Source organism: Martinezella lusitana, assembly GCF_010668395.1.
GTDB classification, from domain to species: domain Bacteria; phylum Pseudomonadota; class Alphaproteobacteria; order Rhizobiales; family Rhizobiaceae; genus Rhizobium; species Rhizobium lusitanum_A.
This window is the reverse complement of record NZ_WUEY01000007.1, coordinates 200,423-221,308: the sequence shown is the minus strand read 5'-3', so window position 1 is coordinate 221,308 and position 20,886 is coordinate 200,423. Positions and strand designations below refer to the sequence as shown.

Genomic DNA, 20,886 nt, shown 5'->3' with positions numbered 1-20,886 from the left:
CTGCTCCATGAATTGAGGAGCAGCCAGGAACGGCTACTCCCTTCGCCGATGGCTGGTCAGGCCGGCCACCACGTCTTGCGCCGAGATCGTTCCGATAATGGTGCCGTTGTCAACCACGCCGATGTTGCCCGGCTGGCGGGTGAGGGCGTCGAGGATATCGACAAGCGGCGTTGCCGCCGTTGCCGTGGCGGTGACGGAGCCGGCATTGGACGAGTGCCCGACGCCGTGCTGCATGACATCCCGCGCCGTCAGCATGCTGATCGGATTCATGTGCTGCACGAAATCGGCCACGTATTGATCGGCCGGGTTCTTGACGATCTCCTGCGGCGTTCCGCACTGGATGATGTGCCCGCTCTCCATGATGGCGATGCGGTTGCCGATGCGGAATGCCTCGTCCAGATCGTGGCTGACGAACAGGATCGTCCGCTTCAGCCGGCGCTGGAATTCGAGGAGTTCGTCCTGCAGGCGGGTGCGGATCAACGGATCGAGCGCGGAGAACGGCTCGTCCATCAGCAGGATCGGCGCACCGGTCGCGAAGGCGCGCGCCAGGCCGACACGCTGCTGCATGCCGCCCGACAGCTCGTTGACCTTGCGGTTGGCCCATTGCGTGAGATTGACGAGCTGGAGCTGTTCGTCGACGCGCTTCTTGCGTTCGGCCTCCGGAACGCCGGCAAGCTCGAGCCCGAAGCCGACATTGTCGGCGACGGTTCGCCAGGGCAGCAATGCGAACTGTTGGAACACCATGGAGACTGTGTGCATGCGCAGGTCGCGCAGAGCCTTCGGGCTGCAGGAATAGGGATTGACGGGGCCGCTCTTGCTGTTGACGACCACATCGCCGCGCACGACCGGCGCGAGACCGTTGACGGCGCGCAGCAGCGTCGATTTGCCCGATCCGGAGAGCCCCATCAGCACGAGGATCTCGCCTTCCTCGATTTCCAGCGAGGCATTGGCGACGCCGAGCACCATGCCCGTTTCCTTGCCGATCTGATCGCGAGACTTTCCCGCATCGACGAGTTTCAGCGCGTTGTCGGGGCGATCGCCGAAGATGATGCTGACATTTTTGAAGCCGACAGCGACGGTCATGAGCGGTCTCCTTCGCCGGGGGCACGGAACATACGGTCGAGAATGATCGCCAGGATGACGATGCAGGCACCGGAATCGAAGCTCTTGGCGACATTGACGCTGTTCAGCGCGCGCAGAACCGGTACGCCGAGGCCGGGAGCGCCGACGAGAGCGGCGATGGACACCATGGAGAGCGACAGCATGATCGTTTGCGTCAGGCCGGCCATGATCTGTGGCATGGCGAAGGGCAGTTCGACCTTGCGCAGCACCTGGCGTGGCGTTGCGCCGAAGGATTCAGCAGCCTCGACGAGCGAGGGTGGTGTGGAAATGATGCCAAGGCGCGTCATGCGGATGGGCGCGGGTATGGCGAAGACCACGGTAGCGACCAGGCCCGGCACCATGCCGAGGCCGAGCAGGATCATGGCCGGCACCAGATAGACGAAGGTCGGGATGGTCTGCATCAGGTCGAGGATCGGCCGCATGAAGGCGAAGAGCCATGGGCGGCGGGCCGCAGCGATGCCGAGGGGCACGCCGACAAGCATGCTGACGAAGGTGGAAGCCAGCACCAGCGCCAGGGTCTCGGTCGTTTCCTTCCAGTAGCCCTGGTTGATGGTGATGAGCAGGCCGATGAAGGTGAGGGCTGTCACGCCGACGCTCCGGCGCATCCAGTAGGCAACGGCGGTGAACACGACGACGACGATCAGCGGATGCGGTGCCTGCAGAAGGAACAGCAGCGCGTTGATCACATGCGCGACCACGAAGGAGAGCCCGTCGAAAAACCATGTGACGTTGGTCGTCAGCCAGTCGACGATGGCTTTGGCCCATGGCCCGATGGGGATGCGGTAATCGGTTAACCAGTTCACGTCTTTGCCCACGATTGGGGGCGGCTGTTCCGATTGTCTTGTATGATTCCGGAGGCGCCGCCGAAGAATAACGGTCTGTCACGTCCCGCAAGCCGATGTCCGGGCGGTGACGGGACGCGAAAGGAAGCAGTCCATCCAAGGAAGAGAAAGGGGCGGTTTAGCCGCCCCTCCATCCGCCATGTTACAAGCCGAGCTTGGCCTTGACCGCTGCCAGGCCGTCGCCGCCATCCTTGGTGGTGACGCCTGCGAGCCACGGCGTAACCGCTGCCGGGTTGGCCTTCAGCCATTCCGTTGCAGCCACTTCCGGATCCTTGCCGTCGTTCAGGATCTTGCCCATGATTTCGTTTTCCATCGGCAGGGTGAAGACGAGATTCTTGATGAAGGCGCCGACGTTCGGGCATTCCTGGAGGTAGCCGGCCCGGACGTTGGTATAGACGGTCGCGCCGCCGTAGTTCGGTCCGAAGATGTCGTCACCGCCGGACAGATAGGTCATCTTGTAGGTGCTGTTCATCGGGTGCGGCGCCCAGCCGAGGAAGATGATCGGCTTGCCTTCCTTGTCGGCACGGGAAACCTGCGCGAGCATGCCCTGCTCGGAGGATTCGACCACTTCGAAGCCCTTCAGGTTGAAGGTGTTCTTGTCGACCATGTCGATGATCAGGCGGTTGCCGTCATTGCCCGGCTCGATGCCGTAGATCTTGCCGTCGAGATCGTCCTTGTGGGCGGCAATATCCTTGAAGTCCTTGATGCCGAGTTCCGCACCCTTTTCGTTGGTCGCCAGCGTGTACTTGGCGCCTTCGAGGTTGGGGCGGACGGTTTCGACCGACTTGTCCTCGGCGAACGGCTTGATGTTCTCGGCCATGGACGGCATCCAGTTGCCGAGGAAGACGTCGATGTCCTTGTTCTTGAGGGATTGATAGGTCACCGGAACGGCGAGCACCTTGACGTCGGTGTCGTAGCCGAGGGCCTTCAGAAGAATGGACGCGGTTGCCGTCGTGGAGGTGATGTCGGTCCAGCCCACATCGGCGAAATGTACGGTGCTACAGCTCGCCGCTTCGGCGGCCGATGCGGCGGTAGCGCCCAAGGTCAGTGTGGAGAGAGCTGAAGCGAAAGCGAATGCAGTAAGGGTCTTTTTTATCATTGCGTGACTCCCAATCTAACGTTCCCAAGCAACCATCAATAACTGACATTTTCAAGCGACCACAGTGTATTTGCGGCGGTTTGAGGGGGCTGATTGCGACGCCGGTCTTTTTCCATCCGAACGGCGCCAGGTGTTTGGCTCCCAAACCTGGCGCTCATCTGAATCCTGTGGTTTTCGCCGGGGATATCTTTTCTTCTCCTTCCGCAGCACCCATGAAGCATTCAAGGAGAATGTCATGGCCAAGCTTTACTTCCATTATTCGACGATGAACGCCGGTAAGTCGACGATGCTGCTGCAGGCTGCCTACAATTATCAGGAGCGCGGCATGCGCACCGCAGCTTTCATCGCGGCTCTCGACGATCGCGCCGGGCGCGGTGTGATCTCCTCCCGCATCGGATTGTCGATGGATGCCATTCCCTTCGAGATCAGCGACGATCTCTACGCCATGGTCGATGACATGCATGCGGGCGAGCCGCTGGCATGCATTTTTGTCGATGAAGCGCAGTTCCTCACGCGCGAGCAGGTGTGGCAGCTTGCCCATATCGTCGACCGCCTCGGTCTGCCTGTCATGACCTACGGGCTGCGCACCGATTTCCATGGACGCCTTTTCCCGGGATCGCAGGAGCTGTTGACCATTGCCGACGAATTGCGCGAAGTGCGCACGATCTGCCATTGCGGACGCAAGGCGACGATGGTCGTGCGGCTGGATGCGGCCGGCGCAGTCGTGCGCGAGGGAGCGCAGATCGAGATCGGCGGCAGCGACAAGTACGTCTCGCTATGCCGCCACCATTGGGAAGAGGCGATCAGCTGCGAGTGAACCGTCGCAATTCCGCCATTTGAAACGCCATCGTGGCCGGTTGGGTCATGTGGCCGCCGGAAACGGGCGAGTTCCGGTCGGGAGGGACGATGAAACTGCTTTCTCTGATACCGGTCGTCATCGCGCTTGCGTCGGCGTCTTCAGCGCTCGCGGATGGGGATGCGATTGCCGGAGCCGCTGTTTTCAAGAGGTGCGGCGCTTGCCACACGGCGACGGCGCCCGCGAACCGCGTCGGTCCCTCGTTAATGGGAGTGGTGGGGCGGCCCGTCGCAAGCGTGCCGGACTATTCCTATTCGCCGGCGATGCGGGCCTTCGGGGCCGACGGCAAGGTTTGGGATGAAGCGCTGCTGCGGAAATATCTGCCGGCGCCGCAGTTTCTGGTCAAAGGCACCAGGATGACGTTTCCCGGTCTGAAGAGCGACAAAGACCTCGACAATGTGATCGCCTATCTGAAGAACCCGGCGGCTGCCCAATAGTCGTTTTGGAGCATTTCCTTCACCGGCGGAAGCGGCTAGTCTCGCCCCAGAGGTAGGGGAGAGAATGCTTTCATGGTCAAGCCTCATTCCTTCGATGGCATGCTCGACAAGGCGCGTACGACGCTGGATGATGCCATCAACGGCGCGAGTTCGGCCGTGGCGACGCTGGCTGTTCATGACAAGAGCGAAGCGCGTATCTCAACTATCAATTTCCCGGTCGAGGAAACGCTGGTTCGCGAGGCGGTCGAATTGCTGGATCGCTGGAAATCGCTGGCGCTGTCGCTGGTCAAGGAACAGGACCGTGCGACCGGGGAGGCGGATCTGCAGCATCGACGGTTGTTCGACGAGAAAGTCGGTCTGGAAAATGCCGGCCTTCTGGGCCGGCGGCTGGCGCGCAGTCCGATGAAGCCCGAGGCGATCATCGCTGAACTCGAGGCGGTTCTGGACGCCTCGGCCGAACTCGATCTCCTTTTCAAGCAGGCCCGCCCTGTGTTCTCCCGGTGCTTTCGCGATTGCGAGCTCCATCTCGAAGGCGTGATCGAGCGCCGGCGCAAACTCGATTTCGAGATCGAGCAGGTGCAGCGCCGGGCCGATGCCCAGACGGAAAAGCTGATGTACCAGCGGCGCAACCGTCCATCCTCGCGCCATGCCGACCTGCAGTCCGAGGTGGAGGCGGATTACCGCGAGCTGCTGGCCGAGCAGGACACCATCCGGCGGCAGGAAAAGGAGCTGCAGTCGGCGCGAATGGTGCGGCAGCGCCTCATCGATATCTATGAGCGGCTGGCGGCCGCCCTGAACGGTCAGATTGCCGCCGTCAGCGCCATGGCCGCCAAGCTGGCCGTCGATATCGAGCAGCGGATCGCCCTACTCAAGGCATTGGAGACGGAAGCCGATCCCGCTTCGGCGACGGTCGTGCGAACGGCGGCGGTCGAGAGCCTGATCCGGGCTTTCGAGACGAATGTGCTGGCCGGGCAAGACCTGGCGGCGCGAAAGGCGCATGTCGATGCGGTGTTCACAAGACGGCTGGAGCCGCATCTGCTGCCCGTTCCCGCCGGCCTGGACAAGGCTGCCGACGAAGCACAACCAGAGGGTTGATTATTCTCCGGTGCCGAAAATTCGACGCAGATGGTTGTTGTTTTTCCCAAGAAAACATATTTGCTGGAACGCGAGCTGCGATAAGGCCTTATGCCGCGAGAACTCTCCGGAGTGTTCGCAAGGGCCGTTGCGCAGGTTCGGTGTGGTGCGTCCGTCGCGTGTCGGCAGGATGCACGGTGCGGTTTAGGAGACGTGTCCATGCTTGACTCGATCACGGCATTCTTCAAGCGGATCTTGGCCGCCATCGGACGATGGCTGGGGTTGGTTTTCGTCGGGCTCAGCTGGCCGTTTCTCGCGGCGCGCGGCTGGTATCGCCAGGGCAACTGGCTGCTCAAGCTGCCGGTCGTTGCGCTCGTTACGCTGCTGGCGCTGCTTTACATCTACTTCGTCTGGCAGACGCAGATCTGGACCGGGTTCAATCCGTCATATCCGGATGTCTACAAGTTTTCCGAACGCAAGTTCTCCGCCGGACAGGAATTGCCGGCGGCGGATGGGCAGCAGGCGGCCGCGACGCCGAATAGCTGCCAGACCTCGGGAATCGTCGACGTTGCTGCCGATCTGACGGACTTCAATGTCAACCAAAATGCCTGGATTTCCTCGATGCTGCTCTACAAGCTCGGTCTCTTCGGCATCTCATGGGACGATACGCCTTTTCTCGACAACAAGGCTTCCTTCCAGCGCGGGGTAAACCTGGTGGTTCGCCGTACCTCGGCGGAATTGGTCGATACGATCGGTCGCGTGCGGGGAACGTCCGGCATCAACGGCGACCTGCAGAAGGCGCGAGGCAACCTGCAGTTCGACGAATCCAGCTGGTATTTCGGAATGCATCCCTTCGGGCCGAAGACCCCGACGCCGAGCTACTATCGCGCTGCGATCACCAATCTGCGCAACTTCAACACCGACCTCGGCAACTGCAAGGCTATTTTCGACGGGCGTGCGGATAATCTGCTGCAGTTCATCGACCATGTGTCCAGCGACCTCGGCAACACAGCCAACATATTGGCGGACCGGTCCCAGAAATACAGCTACGGATGGTTCGACATGCGCGCGGACGATCGTTTCTGGTTTGCCTATGGTCAGCTTTACGCCAATTACGGCATCCTGACTGCGGCTGGCGCGGACTTCCAGCAGGTCATCGCCGAACGCAATGTCGGCAGGCTCTGGAACGACACTCTCGGAATGTTGCAGGCGGCGCTGCGCATTCAGCCGATGATCATCTCCAATGGGCCGGAAGACAGCTCCTTCATGCCAAGCCACCTCGCGACGATGGGGTTTCATCTCCTGCGCGTGCGTTCGAATCTCGTCGAAATCCGCACGGTTCTGGGTGGCCGTTGAACACGGCGCCTGACGTTTGTTGAGTTCTCGCGGAGCAGGGTGTGCTTGTTTGCTCGAAGGCCCGGCGGCATACCGGGTCTGGCGCCCGAAAAGATCAGCTGATGAGCTTGAGGCGGATGGCTTTTGCGACAAGCTGCGTGCGGTTGACGCAATCGAGCTTCTTGATCGCATTCATCATGTAGGCGTTGACCGTATGGTCGGAGAGAGACAGGATCTGGCCGATTTCGACCGAGGTCTTGCCCTGGGCCGTCCAGCGGACGACTTCAAGTTCGCGTGCGGAAAGCGAATGCGGTGCTGCGCCGTCGTTGCGCTTGAGGCAATTGTAGGAATCGAGCGCCTGCAGCATGATCAGGGTAAGCTCGTTGATCTCGCTCTGACCGAGGCTGTTGCGGTTGCCCATGAACCAGAAGAGCAGGCGCTGGCCATCCGGGGCATTGGCCGGGATGATGACGCTCATCGGGCAATTGTAGTTGATCAGCAGCGTATGGAGCTCGTGCGGAAGATCGGTGTCCTGCTCGACATCCTTCTCCAGCAAATGCCAGCTGCGCGGCATCACCGAGTCGCGCGTGCACAGCAGCATCGGACAACGGCGCGCAAGTTGATGACGATCGAATTCACGCACGAACTGCGCCGGCACCGTGCCTTCGATAAGCAGCGGCGTCATCAGCGTATCATCCGGAACCGGGGCGTTCATGAAAGCCATATGGCTGAAGCCGAATGCTGCTCCGGTCCGCTCCAGCGCCAGTACAAATGCTGTTTGCGTCCGAGCGGCAGCCAACTCGGCAGACAGCAACAATTGTCTCTCGGCAGTAATGATATAGGACATATGAGTTGAAGCGCCCACAGCGTGTTATCGTTATCAAATACCCGATTTATGAGTGAATGCTAGACGCAAAAATACCACAGGACCAGAAATAAATTCATTTTCATATATTTTAATATTTCTACGTGCGGATCTCATAAATCTTCGCCCAAAATGGGCATTAGACGTGAAAAATGTCTCTTCAACGCCCTTGTCGCGATAAAAACACCCGGTTGGCACCATTGGTCTTATGAAAAGCGCGCTGTGCTGAGACATGTGTGCGATGTCGATACGAGCCTCGATGGGAGGGCCTGCCGCGGTGTCGCCATAGGTGCTGAATGAGAAGGGGGCTTGATGTAAGCCCGTCTCGCGCCTAACCTGCGGAGTTCAGCTGTTTATGTGGTATGATGAGCAGCCAGTTACCTGTCGAGCATGATATATGATCGCGGGTTTACCCGGAGGCGCTCTCTTGTGGCGGCCTTCGGCGTCAGCGATCGCCAGTTTCGGCAAATGATGCGCCATCGCAAAGGCATGCCTTGCGAAGGTCCAAAGCGGTTGATATCGGTCTTGCCAAAGCAATCGCTTCCAGGCGTGTACCTCATGAATTTTCGCTTTCTCCCGCAGCTTGCGATGCGGTGGTGTCAAACGGTGCTGCGGTTCGTGACAGCCGTTTCACTTCTGCTTGCCGCGCCTGCCTTTGCCGATGCGGCTGGTGTGGCCGGCGGTACGCCGATGCGTTTCCTGCTCGTCCACGGCGAGATGGGCGAATGCCGCGCCGACAATACGTGCCCGGACTGGATCTCCGCTGAAGGGCAGATCATGGCCGACACGCCGAGAAAGCTGCAGAAATTTCTGAAGCGGCTGGGCAATCGGCAATTACCGATCGTCGTCAGCTCGCCGGGCGGCGATGTCAAGGCGGCGATGGAGATGGCGCGCACCATCCGCAAGCAGAAGCTTTCCATCGCGGTTGGGCGGACGCGCTCGCGGGTATGCCCCTATGCGGAGCCGATCTGCCCGCCCGCCGTGGCCAAGGATGGCTCGATCAAGGGACAGGCCTTTTCCTGGGGCGCCATCTGCTTCTCGGCCTGCCCTTTGTTTTTTGCCGGCGGCGTCCAGCGCGTTTCCAGCCCGTTCGCACTGCTGGGCGTTCACCAGATCACCACGACCTATAGCGAGGTGCGTGTCCAATACCGCACCGAATACGAGATGGTGAACGGCAAGCGCAAGGTCCTGTCGAAGAAGGAAATCGGGCGCAAGTTCGTCGGCAAGTACGATACGACCAAGCTCGATAAGGCGCAGAGAGCACGGCTGGTCGGCTTCCTCGACAAGATGGGAGTAGACGAAGGTCTGGTCGCCGCGATGCTCGGAACCGAGCCGAGCGGAATCCACCTGATCTCTCAGGTGGAGGCGCTGAACCTGAAGCTGACGACGGAACTCTCCGATGCCGATGCGCTGGTTTCAGCCGGCAGCTGCAAGGACAAGCAATCGATCTCCGATTGCGAAGCGCCACCGCCGATCAACGCTGCATCGGCGATGGCCGGCAAATAGGCGCGCGGCGGCAGCGTCAGCTATCCTTGGCCTTGGTTTTCGCCATGATCTTTTCCAGAAAGCCCAGCAGCAGCGCCGAGACGACGAAGGCAAGATGAATGATGGTGAACCACATCAGCTTGGCGTTGTCGTATTGAGTGGCGTTCAGGAAGATCTGCAGCAGGTGGATCGAGGAAATGGCGACGATCGATGAGGCGACCTTGATCTTGAGGCTGCCTGAATCGAGCTTTCCAAGGAAGGAAACCTCGCCTTCGGCCTCATCGAAGCGACTGACGAAATTCTCGTAGCCGGAAATCATCACCATGACGATCAGGCTTGCCACCAGGGCAGCGTCGATGAGGCCGAGGATGGCGAGGATCATGTCGGCTTCGTCATACTGGAAGACGTTGATGGTCACCTTGTAGAACTTGTAGGCGAACGAAACGGCGTAGACGGCGAGCGAGGCCGCAAGGCCGAGATAGAAGATCACCAGAAGCCAGCGACTGGAGAGGATGATGCGCTCGACCAGCAATTCCAGGGACTTCATGTGTTTTCCTTCGTTCCGGCTTTGCATCTGGATCCCGAAAATAGGCGCACCGGCGTTCCGCGACAAGACTGGGCGTTTCGCGGAAGACAGGGTGCCGGCGCTATTCACACTGCAAACATATTGGTTTATCCCGACAGGCAAATGACCGTGAGTTGGGGGCAAGTCTTATGGCGACGGTGGCATCCGATATCGAAATCGCTCGTGCGGCAAGGAAACTGCCGATCATCGAGATTGGCGCCAAGCTCGGCATCCCGGCGGGAGACCTTGCGCCCTACGGCTACGACAAGGCGAAGATCGGTGCCGAGTTCATCGCGGCGCAGGCCGGCAAGAAGGACGGCAAGCTTATCCTCGTCACGGCGATCAATCCGACGCCGGCGGGCGAGGGCAAGACCACCACCACAGTCGGCCTCGGCGATGGCCTGAACCGCATCGGCAAGAAGGCGGTGGTCTGCGTGCGCGAGGCGTCGCTCGGTCCCTGCTTCGGCGTCAAGGGAGGGGCGGCCGGTGGCGGTTACGCCCAGGTCATTCCGATGGAAGACATCAACCTGCATTTTACCGGCGATTTTCATGCGATCACCTCCGCCCACAATCTGCTCGCCGCGCTGATCGACAATCACATCTATTGGGGCAACGAGCAGAATATCGACATCCGGCGCATCACCTGGCGCCGCGCGATGGATATGAACGATCGTGCACTGCGCGATATCGTGTCCTCGCTCGGCGGCGTTGCGAACGGCTTTCCGCGTGAAGGCGGCTTCGATATCACCGTCGCCTCGGAGGTCATGGCGATCCTTTGTCTGGCGTCGGATCTCAAGGATCTGGAAAAGCGGCTCGGCAACATCATCATCGGCTATCGCCGCGATCGCACGCCCGTCTATGCCCGCGATCTGAAGGCGGATGGCGCGATGGCGGTTCTGCTCAAGGACGCGATGCAGCCTAATCTCGTGCAGACGCTGGAGAACAATCCGGCACTGGTGCATGGCGGCCCCTTTGCCAACATCGCCCACGGCTGCAATTCGGTGATCGCCACGCGCACGGCCCTGAAACTTGCCGACTACGTGGTGACGGAAGCCGGTTTCGGCGCCGACCTCGGGGCAGAGAAATTCTTCGACATCAAATGCCGCAAGGCGGGGCTGTCGCCGGACGCGGCCGTCATCGTCGCGACCGTGCGGGCATTGAAGATGAACGGCGGCGTGAAGAAGGACGATCTCGGCAGGGAGAATGTCGAGGCTCTCGTCAAGGGCTGCTCCAATCTCGGCCGGCATGTGGCCAATGTCCGCAAGTTCGGTGTGCCCGTCGTGGTCGCCATCAATCATTTCGTCTCGGATACCGAGGCGGAAATCGAGGCGCTGAAGGATTACGTCGCGCGCCTCGGCGCCGAGGCCATCCTCTGCCGGCACTGGGCGGAAGGCTCGGCTGGTATCGTCGATCTCGCGCATAAGGTGGTGGAGCTTGCCGAGTCCGGCCAGGCGAAATTCCAGCCGCTCTATCCCGACAATCTTCCGCTGCTGGAAAAGATCGAGATCGTCGCATCGAAAATCTACCATGCCGGCGAGGTCACGGCCGACAAGACCGTACGCGATCAGCTGCGGTCCTGGGAGGATCAGGGGTACGGGCACCTGCCTGTCTGCATGGCGAAGACCCAGTATTCCTTTTCGACCGATCCGAACGTTCGCGGTGCGCCGGAGGGGCATGTCGTGACTGTTCGCGAGGTACGGCTTTCCGCGGGCGCAGGCTTCGTCGTCGCCATCACCGGCGAGATCATGACCATGCCCGGCCTGCCGAAATCGCCGGCGGCCGAGAGGATTTTCCTCAACGATCATGGCTACATCGAAGGATTGTTTTAAGTTCAGAATCTGATTCAGCGCGGCCGATCGAGCTTGCGCCAGCCCTCGACGCCGGCGACATTGGAAACACAAGCGAGCGCGGGTGCCGGCAGCGGCGTATGATAGGCTCCGCCACGATTTCGATAGAGCCGTATCATCGATCCTGTCGATGCTTGCCGGCGACTAGTGGCAATAGCGAAAGCCGCCATTCCTTTCGATCACGTCGAGATGGAAATGGGTCTCGTGCGCGGCGTCGCTTTCCGGGTCCAGGACGGTCGTGAAATAGAGGCATGCCGAGGCGCTTGCCGCGCGCTGGAACGCTCCGGTAAGCGTTGGGTCCTCGCGCCGGGGTTCGATGCCGATCCTCTTGCCGTTTTCGAAAGTGAAGCTGGCGATATCGATGGCGTTGCCGCGGGCGTGCTCGGAGATCTTGCCGATGGTGGCGTTGTTGCGCAGGCGGCAGACATAGGTCGATGCCTGGTTGATCGTGACGATCTTGCCGTTGTCCAATGCGGCGGCGGACGGGATCACGCTTTCTTTCATCCATTGGGCCAGAGCAAGCGCGGCTTCGCAGCGCATTTTGCCTTCAGGCTTGAGTTCCATCCCCGGCAGCGGCGAGGCAAGCGCAATCGGCTTGTCGATACCGCAGCCATTGCCATCGTCGATGCGGGCGGCCTCCTTGAAGGTTGCTCCCATCGCGGCCAGCTCCTTCAGGCAGGCCTGATGTTCTTCGTCTGATTCGGAAGCCACGCTCAGGGGTGGGCGAGGGGGACCCTGCGTCTGGCCAGTCGTTTGTTCCTCCGCCTGTCTGGCCGGCTTTTCCGCGGGAACGGCAGGTTTTTCGGAGGAGGTAGCGGGTTTTTCCGCCGGGATCGGTGGTTCGACGCTTGGCTGAGCCTGTTCCTTGTCCGGCTTTTGCTCCGGTATCGGCCCGGTCTGTGGAAGCGAGGCGGCCATGAGCAGGATGGCGGTGGAGGCTAGTGAAACGATTTTGAACAGCATCAAGTAAATCAGCCACTTCTAATGATGATGTGGATAGAACGCTTGAAGCCGTCATTTCGTTGCAATTCAGCAACGTTCACGCCTCGTCTTAAAAGATGATAATTTTATTCATGATTATCGGCGGCCGATATATTGACAATAATAGTCATGTTTTTTATGCGGCAGAAAGAAGGCGGAAAATTTCCGTCTCGTCAACAAAACTAACCTAGCCAGCCCCTTGCCTGCTTTCGACGCAGCAACCAGCCAGCCCGGTGAAAGCAGTTCGAAAGGAATGGTTATGGTTGTCCGGCGCTCACGCTCGGCCCTATTGGCATGCACTGCGTTTCTGGCTCTCGGGCTGGCGACGACATCTTTTGCCCAAACGGCAACTCAGAACGAAGATGCGGCTGGCGAGGCTGCCAAGGGTGATCGCGTCACCAACCTCAAGCCGATCGTCGTAAAAAGCAAAGCCAAGGCATCCAAGGACGTTCTTGCCGACTCCCCGACCGCCAGCGAAACGACGGCGAAGGAAATCGACGACAACCAGATCACGCGCATCGAGGATCTCGGCCGCAGCACGGAAGTCGGTGTCGGCTTCAACCGCACCACCGGCGGCGTCAACATTCGCGGCCTTGGCGACGACCGCGTGTTGACCACGGTCGACGGCATCGAGATTCCCTTCATGCTCGACGTCGCGCGCGGAGCGGATGGCGGAGCGAACAGCTTCGACTTCAACGCGCTTTCGAGCGTCGATGTCGTTCGCGGCGCCGATTCCAGCCGTGCCGGCTCCGGCGCGCTCGGCGGTGCCTTCGTGCTGCGAACGCTGGAACCGGAAGATGTGATCGCGCCGGGCTCGACCTGGGGCGGCGTCTTCAAGTTCGGCTATAATGGCGATGACCGCAGCCTTGGCGGTTCGGCTGCCGTTGCCAAGCGCATCGACAACACTGCCGTTCTGTTCGAAGGCGCCTATACGCATGGTCATGAGCTCGAGAACAACGGCGATGTCGGCGGCTATTCGACCAAGCGCTCGAAGGCCGATCCGGCCGACTACAACCAGAGAAACGGCCTCTTCAAGATCCGCCAGTATACCGACATCGGTACGTTCGGCATCACGGCGGAGCATTTCAACAAAGATAAAGACATCGACGCGATGCACTCGCAAAGCCCGACCGGAAACTTCCGGCCCGGCAACTACGATACGACGGACAACACCGAGCGCAACCGCGTGTCGCTCGACTATAAGTACGATGCCGAAAGCGCCGACTCCCTGCTCGATACGGCCAATGCCGTCTTCTACTGGCAGAACCTCCTGCGCGAAGAAGGTGCCGAGGGCTATCGCTATACGTCCGTCATCGGCGACTACTGGCGCCGCAACGAGATGGAAGACCGCAGCATCGGCTTCAACGGCAACGGGTCGAAGGCCTTCGATACCGGCGACCTGCACCACAAGGTTACCTTCGGTCTCGATGTCGCGTTCAACAAGGTTCACCAATACTCGGCCGGCAAGGATAGTTGCGGTGATCCGCGCTGGGCCTTCTCCTGCTCGTTCCTGCACACCAACCAGTCCGATATGCCCGATGTCGACGGCAAGCGCGTCGGCGCCTTCGTCGACGACAAGATCGAGTTCGGCTCCAGCAATTTCTCTCTGACGCCGGGCCTGCGCTTCGACTGGTATGACTACTCGCCGAAGAATACGTCGGCCTATCGCGACAGCGCGAACTACGAAGGCCTGCCGTCCGGCCAGTCCGACAGCCGCTTCTCGCCGAAGCTGCGCGCGTCCTACCAGCCGCAGGACAATGTCGAGCTCTACGCGCAATGGGCCATGGCCTTCCGTGCGCCCAACGTCAGCGAGCTCTACGTGAACTACGGCGTGCCCGGCGGCTATGTCAGCTATGGCAATCCGGACCTGAAGCCGGAAACGAGCAACGGCATCGAAATCGGCACCAATCTCGGCGATGACGATTTCGGCGGCCATATCGGTGCCTTCTACAACAAGTACAAGAACTTCATCGACTCGGAAAACTCGGCTGATCCGACCGGAACCTATCCGCTCGGGATCACCGAATACTTCAACCGCGCCAACGTCCGTATGTTCGGCGTCGAAGTGAACGCGCACAAGAAGTTCGACAACGGCATCCACGTCAAGGGCGCGCTCGCCTACGTCAACGGCAAGGACTCCGATACCGGCGAATGGATCGATTCCGTTGCTCCGGCCAAGGCCGCCTTCACCCTCGGCTATGCAACCGAAGTGTGGGGAACGGACCTGACCTTCATCACCGCGACGAGCGAGCCGAAGAAGACCGGCGACAATTTCCGCACGCCTGGCTACGGCATCTTCGATCTGACCGGCTGGTGGGAGCCGGAACAGGTGAAAGGCCTGACGCTGCGGGCCGGTGTCTACAACATCTTCAACAAGACCTACTACGACTCGCTCAACGTCGCGTCGACGGGTCTTAGCCAACCTTCGGCCTACTATTCCGAGCCCGGCCGGACCTTCAAGCTGACGCTGACACAAAGGTTCTGAGCTGTTACATCCATGCGGCAAACTTGGGCGATGCTTCGGCATCGCCCTTTTTTTGCCCTCTTGCGTGGCATCGAGCCGCTCGTGCAATTGTAAATCGTGGCGTTCGGTGCTATTCGGGACGCGCAGTCTTTAACCGTCGAGAGAAAAGAGAGGAGGACCGTATGACCAAGATAGTCTGGCATGTTCGCCAGTTCGGTCCGACTCGTGCCCTGCAGATGCGTTTGCAGGGCTGATCAGAGGCTGTCTTACTCAATCATTTCTTCTGGTCTGCCCTTTTGGGAGACGTAGGCTCGCGCTTTTTCGCGGCCGCGTCATGACATGTTTTCGAGCATTGGCCTGTTTATGGCCAACGATATCGGCGTAGCGCAGCAAAAGGAGCTGCCGGCGATGTCTTGAGATGCTCGGTCGAGACCGGAAAAGACCATGACTCTGATCAACCTCCGCAATCTGGGCGTCACCATGAGTGCGCCGCTGTTTTCCAATCTCAACGTCACCGTGGATGCCGGTGATCGCGTCGGCATCGTGGCCGCGAACGGACGCGGAAAAACCACGCTGCTCAACTGCATAGCGGGCAGGCAGGAGCCGACGACGGGCGATATCACCCGCGCCCGCGGTCTTCGGGTCGGCTATGTCGAGCAGAATGTGCCGTCGAACCTGCTCGATATCTCTTTCTACGACGCCGTTCTTCGTGCCCTGCCCAGGGAACAGGTCGCCAGCGAAAGCTGGCGCGTTGATGTCACCCTCGATTCGTTCGATGTGCCGGCGGCCATGCGGGAGAGGGCGCTTGCACAGCTCAGCGGCGGCTGGCAGCGGCTTGCCATGCTTGCCCGCGTCTGGGTCACCGAGCCCGACGTGCTGCTGCTCGACGAGCCGACCAACCATCTCGATCTCGTCAAGATCGCGCTCCTGGAGGATTGGCTGAACGCGTTGCCGCGTGACGTGGCTGTCCTGATCGCCAGCCACGATCGTGCTTTCCTCGATGCGGTTTCCAATCGAACCCTGTTCCTGCGTCAGGAGCAGTCGCTGACCTATGCGTTGCCATATGGCCGGGCGCGTGCGGCGCTGGACGAGGCCGATGCCTCCGACGAGCGCCGTTACCAGAAGGAGATGAAGACGGCGCAGCAACTGCGCAAGCAGGCGGCCAAGCTCTATAATCTCGGTGTCAATTCCGGCAGCGACCTTTTGACCGTCAAGACGAAGCAGCTGAAGGCGCGGGCGGAGAAGCTGGAAGACAGCGCGCGGCCGGGCTACCGTGAACGCTCGTCCGGTTCGATCCGGCTTGCCAATCGCGGCATCCAGGCCAAGGTGCTTCTGACGCTGGAAGATGCCGTCGTGACGACGCCGGACGGCACGCCGCTGTTCAGGACAGGCCAGCAGTGGATCTGCCAGGGAGATCGCATCGTGTTGCTGGGTCGGAACGGCGCCGGCAAGACGCGGTTCGTGGAGATGATCCGCAAGGCCATCGCCGATCTTTCGGTCGGCGGTGCGATCAAGCCGACGCCATCGCTCGTGCTCGGCTACAGCGATCAGGCGCTCTCCAATCTCGGCCTGCAGGACACGCCGCTCGGGATGATTGCGCGTCTGTTCGAGCTCGGCGAACAGCGCGCGCGTACATTGCTCGCCGGCATCGGTGTCGGCATCGACATGCAGGGGAAGGAAATCGGCCGGTTGTCGGGCGGACAGAAGGCGCGGCTTGCCATGCTGGCGCTGCGCCTGACCAATCCCAATTTCTACCTGCTCGACGAGCCGACCAACCATCTGGATATCGATGGCCAGGAGGCGCTGGAGGGTGAGCTGGCGGCAAACGAGGCAAGCTGCCTTCTCGTTTCGCACGATCGCAGCTTCGTGCGATCGGTCGGCAACCGCTTCTGGTTGATCGACCGGAAACGGCTGGTCGAAGTGGATGGTCCGGAAGAGTTCTTCGAAGCGGCAAGAGGGCAGGAATAGGGAGGCTGGCCAGCCCTGTCAGGCTGCAGGCTCCCTATCTGCCGCGATCCTTCAGGCGGCCAACTGATCGGCAAACAGATTGGCCGCCATGAAGTCCACGAAGACGCGTATCTTCGGAGACAGGTAGCGGCTCGTGGGCCACAATATGCGGAAGATGCCGGTCTTCGCGACATGGTCTTCGAGCAACGGCAGAAGCCGGCCATCGGCGATCTGCGTGCTCACGGCGAAAGGCGGCAGGCATGCGATGCCGAAGCCGTTTTCGGCGAGATGGATAAGCGGCTCGATGGTGCTGGCGATCGTGGTCGTCGGCAGGGCGAGCCGCAACTCCTCTCCATCCCGCACCAGCGGCCACGGCTCCAGCTTGCCCGTGCTCGGGTAGCGGTGATGCAAACATCTGTGCCTGAGCAGGTCTTCCGGTGTGAGCGGCATGCCTTGCGCCTTCAGATAATCGGGCGCGGCGACGATCTGAAAGCGGAATGTGCCGAGCTTGCGGCTCATCAGCCTGCTATCCCGGACGTCGCCCGTGCGGATGACCGCATCGAATCCCTCCTCGATCACATCCACCAGCCGGTCGGTAAAATCGAGATCCAGCGTGATATCGGGGTACGCGTGCATGAAGGCCGATATGGCCGGCATCAACAGCATCCCTGCCAGGGGAAGGCTGACGCGAAGATGGCCGCGAGGGGCCGCGTGCGATTTGGAAAGCTCCGCCTGCGCGGTATCAAGCTCGGAGATGATCCGCCGGCAGGTATCGAGAAAAAAGCTGCCTTCCTCGGTCAACGTCATGCTGCGGGTGGAGCGATGAAAGAGGCGAACTCCCATGTCCTGCTCCAGACGGGCGATTGCCTTGCCGACGGCGGAGCTGGAGAGGCCCAGCCGTCTCGCGCCCGCAACGAAGCTGCCGCCTTCCGCCGTCTGCACGAAGATGCCGAGCGTTCCAAGTTTGTCCATCGCGAATCCTATTACGGAATTTTGTTCCGGTCTTACGTGAATACCGGATTATTTATCCACTATCCCGATCCCGATATCCAGGGCCGGTGCGGCGCATGATGCCGCTTTTCCAGAAAGGAACCGCAATGGATATGTCCTCTGCCCATTTCGTCGCTACGCCGCAGCCGACCACCTTTATCGTCAATGTCATTCATGCTCATCCGGGCAAGCAGGAGGAGGCGTTCGGGTTGATCCAGGACGTCGTCCACTATGTTGCCGAACGAAAGGAAGGGTTCCTCTGGAGCAATCTCGCCAAGAGCACCGATGGCCTGACCGTGGTGAACATCGAAGCCATCAGAGGCGCCGGCAATGTCGATGAATTCTTCTCCGATCCCATCTTTGTCGAAAAGTTCCGCAAGCTCGACGCTGTCTCGACGAGTGAATTCCATACCTATACCGTCGGCGATCTGGTTCTGCCGAAGCCGGGGCGTTCCGAAAACGCTCGCGTCTAGCCAGCCATAGCCGAGCGCAGGCGGATGCAGCCTTCCCGGAGCGATGAACTTTCCTCCCATCTTCCGCTTGCGCATCGCAGCATCTCAAGCTAACAATTCACGCCATGAACACGTCCTTGAACAACATTGCAGTTTGGTGGTGGGCACGCTGAGGCGGCCTCGACCAATCGTGTTCAAAGACGACGAGTGAGCCGCCCGAGATTTCGAGGCGGCTTTTTTGTTATATTGGCCGCCTGTCATCCGGGCCCGACAACGGAGTGAGGAACAATGGTAACGATCCTTCGGGACGATGGTGCGGAAATCTACGAGACGAAGGGCGGCATCACCGTCACCCGCCAGCGCCGGCCGACGCCCTATGCGGATGCGGTCTCGTCCTATATCGACAAGCTCGACGAGCGGCGCGGCGCGGTCTTCTCCTCCAACTATGAGTATCCCGGCCGCTATACACGCTGGGACACCGCCATCGTCGATCCGCCGCTCGGTCTTTCCTGCAACGGACGCGATGTCTGGATCGAAGCCTATAACGAGCGCGGCGAAGTCATCCTCGGTTTCATCGCGGAGAAGCTGAAGACGGTCTCGGAAGTCGTTCTCGGCGCCTCGACGCCGCGCCGGCTGGATCTGACGGTCAAGGCGCCGGACCGGGTCTTTACCGAGGAAGAGCGCTCGAAAATGCCGACGGTCTTCACCGTGCTGCGTGCGGTGACCGAGCTGTTCTATTCGCAGGCCGATGCCAGCATCGGTTTCTACGGCGCTTTCGGCTACGATCTGGCCTTCCAGTTCGACGCCATCAACCTGAAGCTCAAGCGTCCGGACGACCAGCGCGACATGGTGCTCTACCTGCCGGATGAAATCCTGGTGGTGGATAACTACTCCGCCAAGGCCTGGATCGATCGTTACGACTTTTCCAGGGATGGCGTATCGACGGAAGGCAAGTCCGGCGAAATCGCGCCCGAGCCGTTCCGCCACACCGACGCCATTCCGCCGAAGAGCGATCATCGTCCCGGCGAATATGCCGAGCTGGTGGTCAAGGCAAAGGAGAGCTTCCGCAAGGGCGATCTCTTCGAAGTCGTGCCCGGCCAGAAATTCATGGAGCGCTGCGAAAGCAAGCCTTCGGATATTTCCAAGCGCCTGAAGGCGATCAATCCGTCGCCTTATTCCTTCTTCATCAATCTCGGCAATCAGGAATATCTTGTAGGAGCATCGCCGGAAATGTTCGTGCGCGTTTCCGGCCGCCGCATCGAGACCTGCCCGATCTCGGGCACCATCAAGCGTGGCGACGATCCGATTGCCGACAGCGAGCAGATCCTGAAGCTCCTGAATTCCAAGAAGGACGAATCCGAGCTGACCATGTGCTCTGACGTCGACCGCAACGACAAGAGCCGCGTCTGCGAACCCGGTTCGGTCAAGGTCATCGGCCGCCGGCAGATCGAGATGTATTCGCGCCTCATCCACACGGTCGACCATATCGAAGGCCGCCTGCGCGACGACATGGACGCCTTTGACGGCTTCCTCAGCCACGCCTGGGCCGTCACCGTCACCGGTGCGCCAAAACTCTGGGCCATGCGCTTCATCGAGAGCCATGAGAAAAGCCCGCGCGCATGGTACGGCGGCGCGATCGGCATGGTCGGCTTCAACGGCGACATGAACACCGGCCTGACGCTGCGCACGGTTCGCATCAAGGACGGCATTGCCGAGGTGCGTGCCGGCGCGACGCTGCTCAACGATTCCATTCCCGAAGAAGAAGAAGCCGAAACCGAACTGAAGGCCTCCGCCATGCTTTCCGCCATCCGTGATGCCAAGACCGGCAATTCCGGCAAACAGCAACGTGACGTCGCCTCCGTCGGCAAGGGCGTGAAGATCCTGCTCGTCGACCACGAGGACAGCTTCGTCCATACGCTTGCCAATTATTTCCGCCAGACGGGCGCGACCGTTTCGACCGTGCGTACGCCGGTGCCGGAAGAGGTCTTCGACCGGCTCGATCCGGATCTCGTCGTGCTTTCGCCCGGTCCCGGCAATCCGAAGGACTTCGATTGCAAGGCGACGATCAAGAAGGCGAGGGCGCGCAACCTGCCGATTTTCGGTGTCTGCCTGGGTCTTCAGGCGCTTGCCGAGGCCTATGGCGGCGAGCTGCGCCATCTGGCGATCCCGATGCACGGCAAGCCCTCGCGCATCCGCGTGCTGGAACCCGGTCTGGTTTTCTCGGGTCTTGGCCGCGAAGTGACGGTCGGCCGCTATCATTCGATCTTTGCCGATCCGTCGAGCCTGCCGCGTGAATTCATGATTACCGCCGAAAGCGAAGACGGTACCATCATGGGCATTGAGCATGTGAAGGAGCCGATCGCGGCCGTGCAGTTCCACCCGGAATCGATCATGACGCTCGGCGGCGATGCCGGTATGCGGATGATCGAGAATGTGGTGGCGCATCTGGCGCGGCGGGCGAAGACGAAAGCCGCCTGACGCCGAATGCACTTGCGGATTTGAACTGACCATCCCCATGCGCTCGG

Annotated in this window: 18 protein-coding genes; 10 read left to right on the top strand and 8 right to left on the bottom strand. The window is 60.5% G+C overall.

Going from position 1 to position 20,886, the window contains the following annotated elements; genetic code table 11:
• Positions 1–33 precede the first annotated feature (33 nt).
• From choV to GR212_RS18085, 3 genes are all read right to left on the bottom strand, one after another.
• Positions 34–1,083, bottom strand: a complete 1,050-nt coding sequence (choV, locus tag GR212_RS18095) for a choline ABC transporter ATP-binding protein (protein ID WP_163987958.1) — start codon at positions 1,081–1,083, stop codon at positions 34–36.
• Positions 1,080–1,925: a choline ABC transporter permease subunit gene (gene choW / locus GR212_RS18090; protein ID WP_348643482.1), complete on the bottom strand. Its 846-nt coding sequence runs from the start codon at positions 1,923–1,925 to the stop codon at positions 1,080–1,082. Before choW ends, choV begins: the two co-directional genes overlap by 4 nt.
• A gap of 181 nt (positions 1,926–2,106) precedes the next feature.
• On the bottom strand, positions 2,107–3,063 hold the full coding sequence (locus GR212_RS18085; RefSeq protein ID WP_163987956.1) for a choline ABC transporter substrate-binding protein: 957 nt from the start codon (positions 3,061–3,063) through the stop codon (positions 2,107–2,109).
• A gap of 235 nt (positions 3,064–3,298) precedes the next feature.
• On the opposite strand from GR212_RS18085, the gene GR212_RS18080 reads away from it, so the two are divergent.
• From GR212_RS18080 to GR212_RS18065, 4 genes are all read left to right on the top strand, one after another.
• Positions 3,299–3,880 (top strand): thymidine kinase, encoded by a 582-nt coding sequence (locus GR212_RS18080; protein WP_163987955.1) that lies wholly within the window; start codon positions 3,299–3,301, stop codon positions 3,878–3,880.
• Between the two features lie 89 nt (positions 3,881–3,969).
• Complete coding sequence (locus GR212_RS18075; RefSeq protein WP_163987954.1) at positions 3,970–4,356, top strand: c-type cytochrome; 387 nt, start codon at positions 3,970–3,972, stop codon at positions 4,354–4,356.
• Positions 4,357–4,428: 72 nt separating this feature from the next.
• Positions 4,429–5,451, top strand: coding sequence for a hypothetical protein (locus GR212_RS18070; protein ID WP_163987953.1), 1,023 nt, complete (start codon positions 4,429–4,431; stop codon positions 5,449–5,451).
• A 198-nt stretch (positions 5,452–5,649) separates the two neighbouring features.
• Positions 5,650–6,786 carry a DUF2333 family protein gene (locus tag GR212_RS18065; protein WP_163987952.1) on the top strand — a complete coding sequence of 379 codons (1,137 nt, stop codon included), beginning with the start codon at positions 5,650–5,652 and terminating at the stop codon, positions 6,784–6,786.
• 94 nt (positions 6,787–6,880) lie between these two features.
• Here the strand turns inward: GR212_RS18065 and GR212_RS18060 are convergent, their stop codons facing one another.
• Complete coding sequence (locus GR212_RS18060) at positions 6,881–7,612, bottom strand: helix-turn-helix transcriptional regulator (protein WP_163987951.1); 732 nt, start codon at positions 7,610–7,612, stop codon at positions 6,881–6,883.
• Between the two features lie 636 nt (positions 7,613–8,248).
• Here GR212_RS18060 and GR212_RS18055 point away from each other — a divergent pair.
• Entirely contained in the window at positions 8,249–9,136 is an 888-nt protein-coding gene (locus GR212_RS18055) for a hypothetical protein (protein WP_348643481.1), read from the top strand.
• Positions 9,137–9,152: 16 nt separating this feature from the next.
• Here GR212_RS18055 and GR212_RS18050 read toward each other — a convergent pair whose 3' ends face one another.
• Positions 9,153–9,662, bottom strand: a complete 510-nt coding sequence (locus tag GR212_RS18050) for a TIGR00645 family protein (protein WP_163987949.1) — start codon at positions 9,660–9,662, stop codon at positions 9,153–9,155.
• A 167-nt stretch (positions 9,663–9,829) separates the two neighbouring features.
• On the opposite strand from GR212_RS18050, the gene GR212_RS18045 reads away from it, so the two are divergent.
• The gene (locus GR212_RS18045; protein ID WP_163987948.1) at positions 9,830–11,509 is read left to right on the top strand and encodes a formate--tetrahydrofolate ligase; all 1,680 of its coding nucleotides are present in this window, start codon (positions 9,830–9,832) and stop codon (positions 11,507–11,509) included.
• Positions 11,510–11,523: 14 nt separating this feature from the next.
• On the opposite strand, the gene GR212_RS37535 is transcribed toward GR212_RS18045, so the two are convergent.
• Together GR212_RS37535 and GR212_RS18040 are read right to left on the bottom strand one after the other, a co-directional pair.
• A complete protein-coding gene (locus tag GR212_RS37535; protein ID WP_281411055.1) occupies positions 11,524–11,646 on the bottom strand; it encodes a hypothetical protein in 123 nt (40 codons plus the stop codon).
• A 25-nt stretch (positions 11,647–11,671) separates the two neighbouring features.
• Positions 11,672–12,490, bottom strand: a complete 819-nt coding sequence (locus tag GR212_RS18040) for an extensin-like domain-containing protein (protein WP_163987947.1) — start codon at positions 12,488–12,490, stop codon at positions 11,672–11,674.
• A gap of 277 nt (positions 12,491–12,767) precedes the next feature.
• Here GR212_RS18040 and GR212_RS18035 point away from each other — a divergent pair, with 277 nt between their 5' ends.
• Both GR212_RS18035 and GR212_RS18030 read left to right on the top strand, forming a co-directional pair.
• Positions 12,768–14,993 (top strand): TonB-dependent hemoglobin/transferrin/lactoferrin family receptor, encoded by a 2,226-nt coding sequence (locus GR212_RS18035; protein ID WP_163987946.1) that lies wholly within the window; start codon positions 12,768–12,770, stop codon positions 14,991–14,993.
• Positions 14,994–15,416: 423 nt separating this feature from the next.
• Positions 15,417–16,940 carry an ABC-F family ATP-binding cassette domain-containing protein gene (locus GR212_RS18030; protein ID WP_163987945.1) on the top strand — a complete coding sequence of 508 codons (1,524 nt, stop codon included), beginning with the start codon at positions 15,417–15,419 and terminating at the stop codon, positions 16,938–16,940.
• A 51-nt stretch (positions 16,941–16,991) separates the two neighbouring features.
• On the opposite strand, the gene GR212_RS18025 is transcribed toward GR212_RS18030, so the two are convergent.
• A complete protein-coding gene (locus GR212_RS18025) occupies positions 16,992–17,891 on the bottom strand; it encodes a LysR family transcriptional regulator (RefSeq protein ID WP_163987944.1) in 900 nt (299 codons plus the stop codon).
• A 125-nt stretch (positions 17,892–18,016) separates the two neighbouring features.
• Here GR212_RS18025 and GR212_RS18020 point away from each other — a divergent pair, with 125 nt between their 5' ends.
• Together GR212_RS18020 and GR212_RS18015 are read left to right on the top strand one after the other, a co-directional pair.
• Positions 18,017–18,382 (top strand): antibiotic biosynthesis monooxygenase, encoded by a 366-nt coding sequence (locus GR212_RS18020; protein WP_163987943.1) that lies wholly within the window; start codon positions 18,017–18,019, stop codon positions 18,380–18,382.
• A gap of 267 nt (positions 18,383–18,649) precedes the next feature.
• Entirely contained in the window at positions 18,650–20,839 is a 2,190-nt protein-coding gene (locus GR212_RS18015) for an anthranilate synthase (protein WP_163987942.1), read from the top strand.
• Positions 20,840–20,886 lie beyond the last annotated feature (47 nt).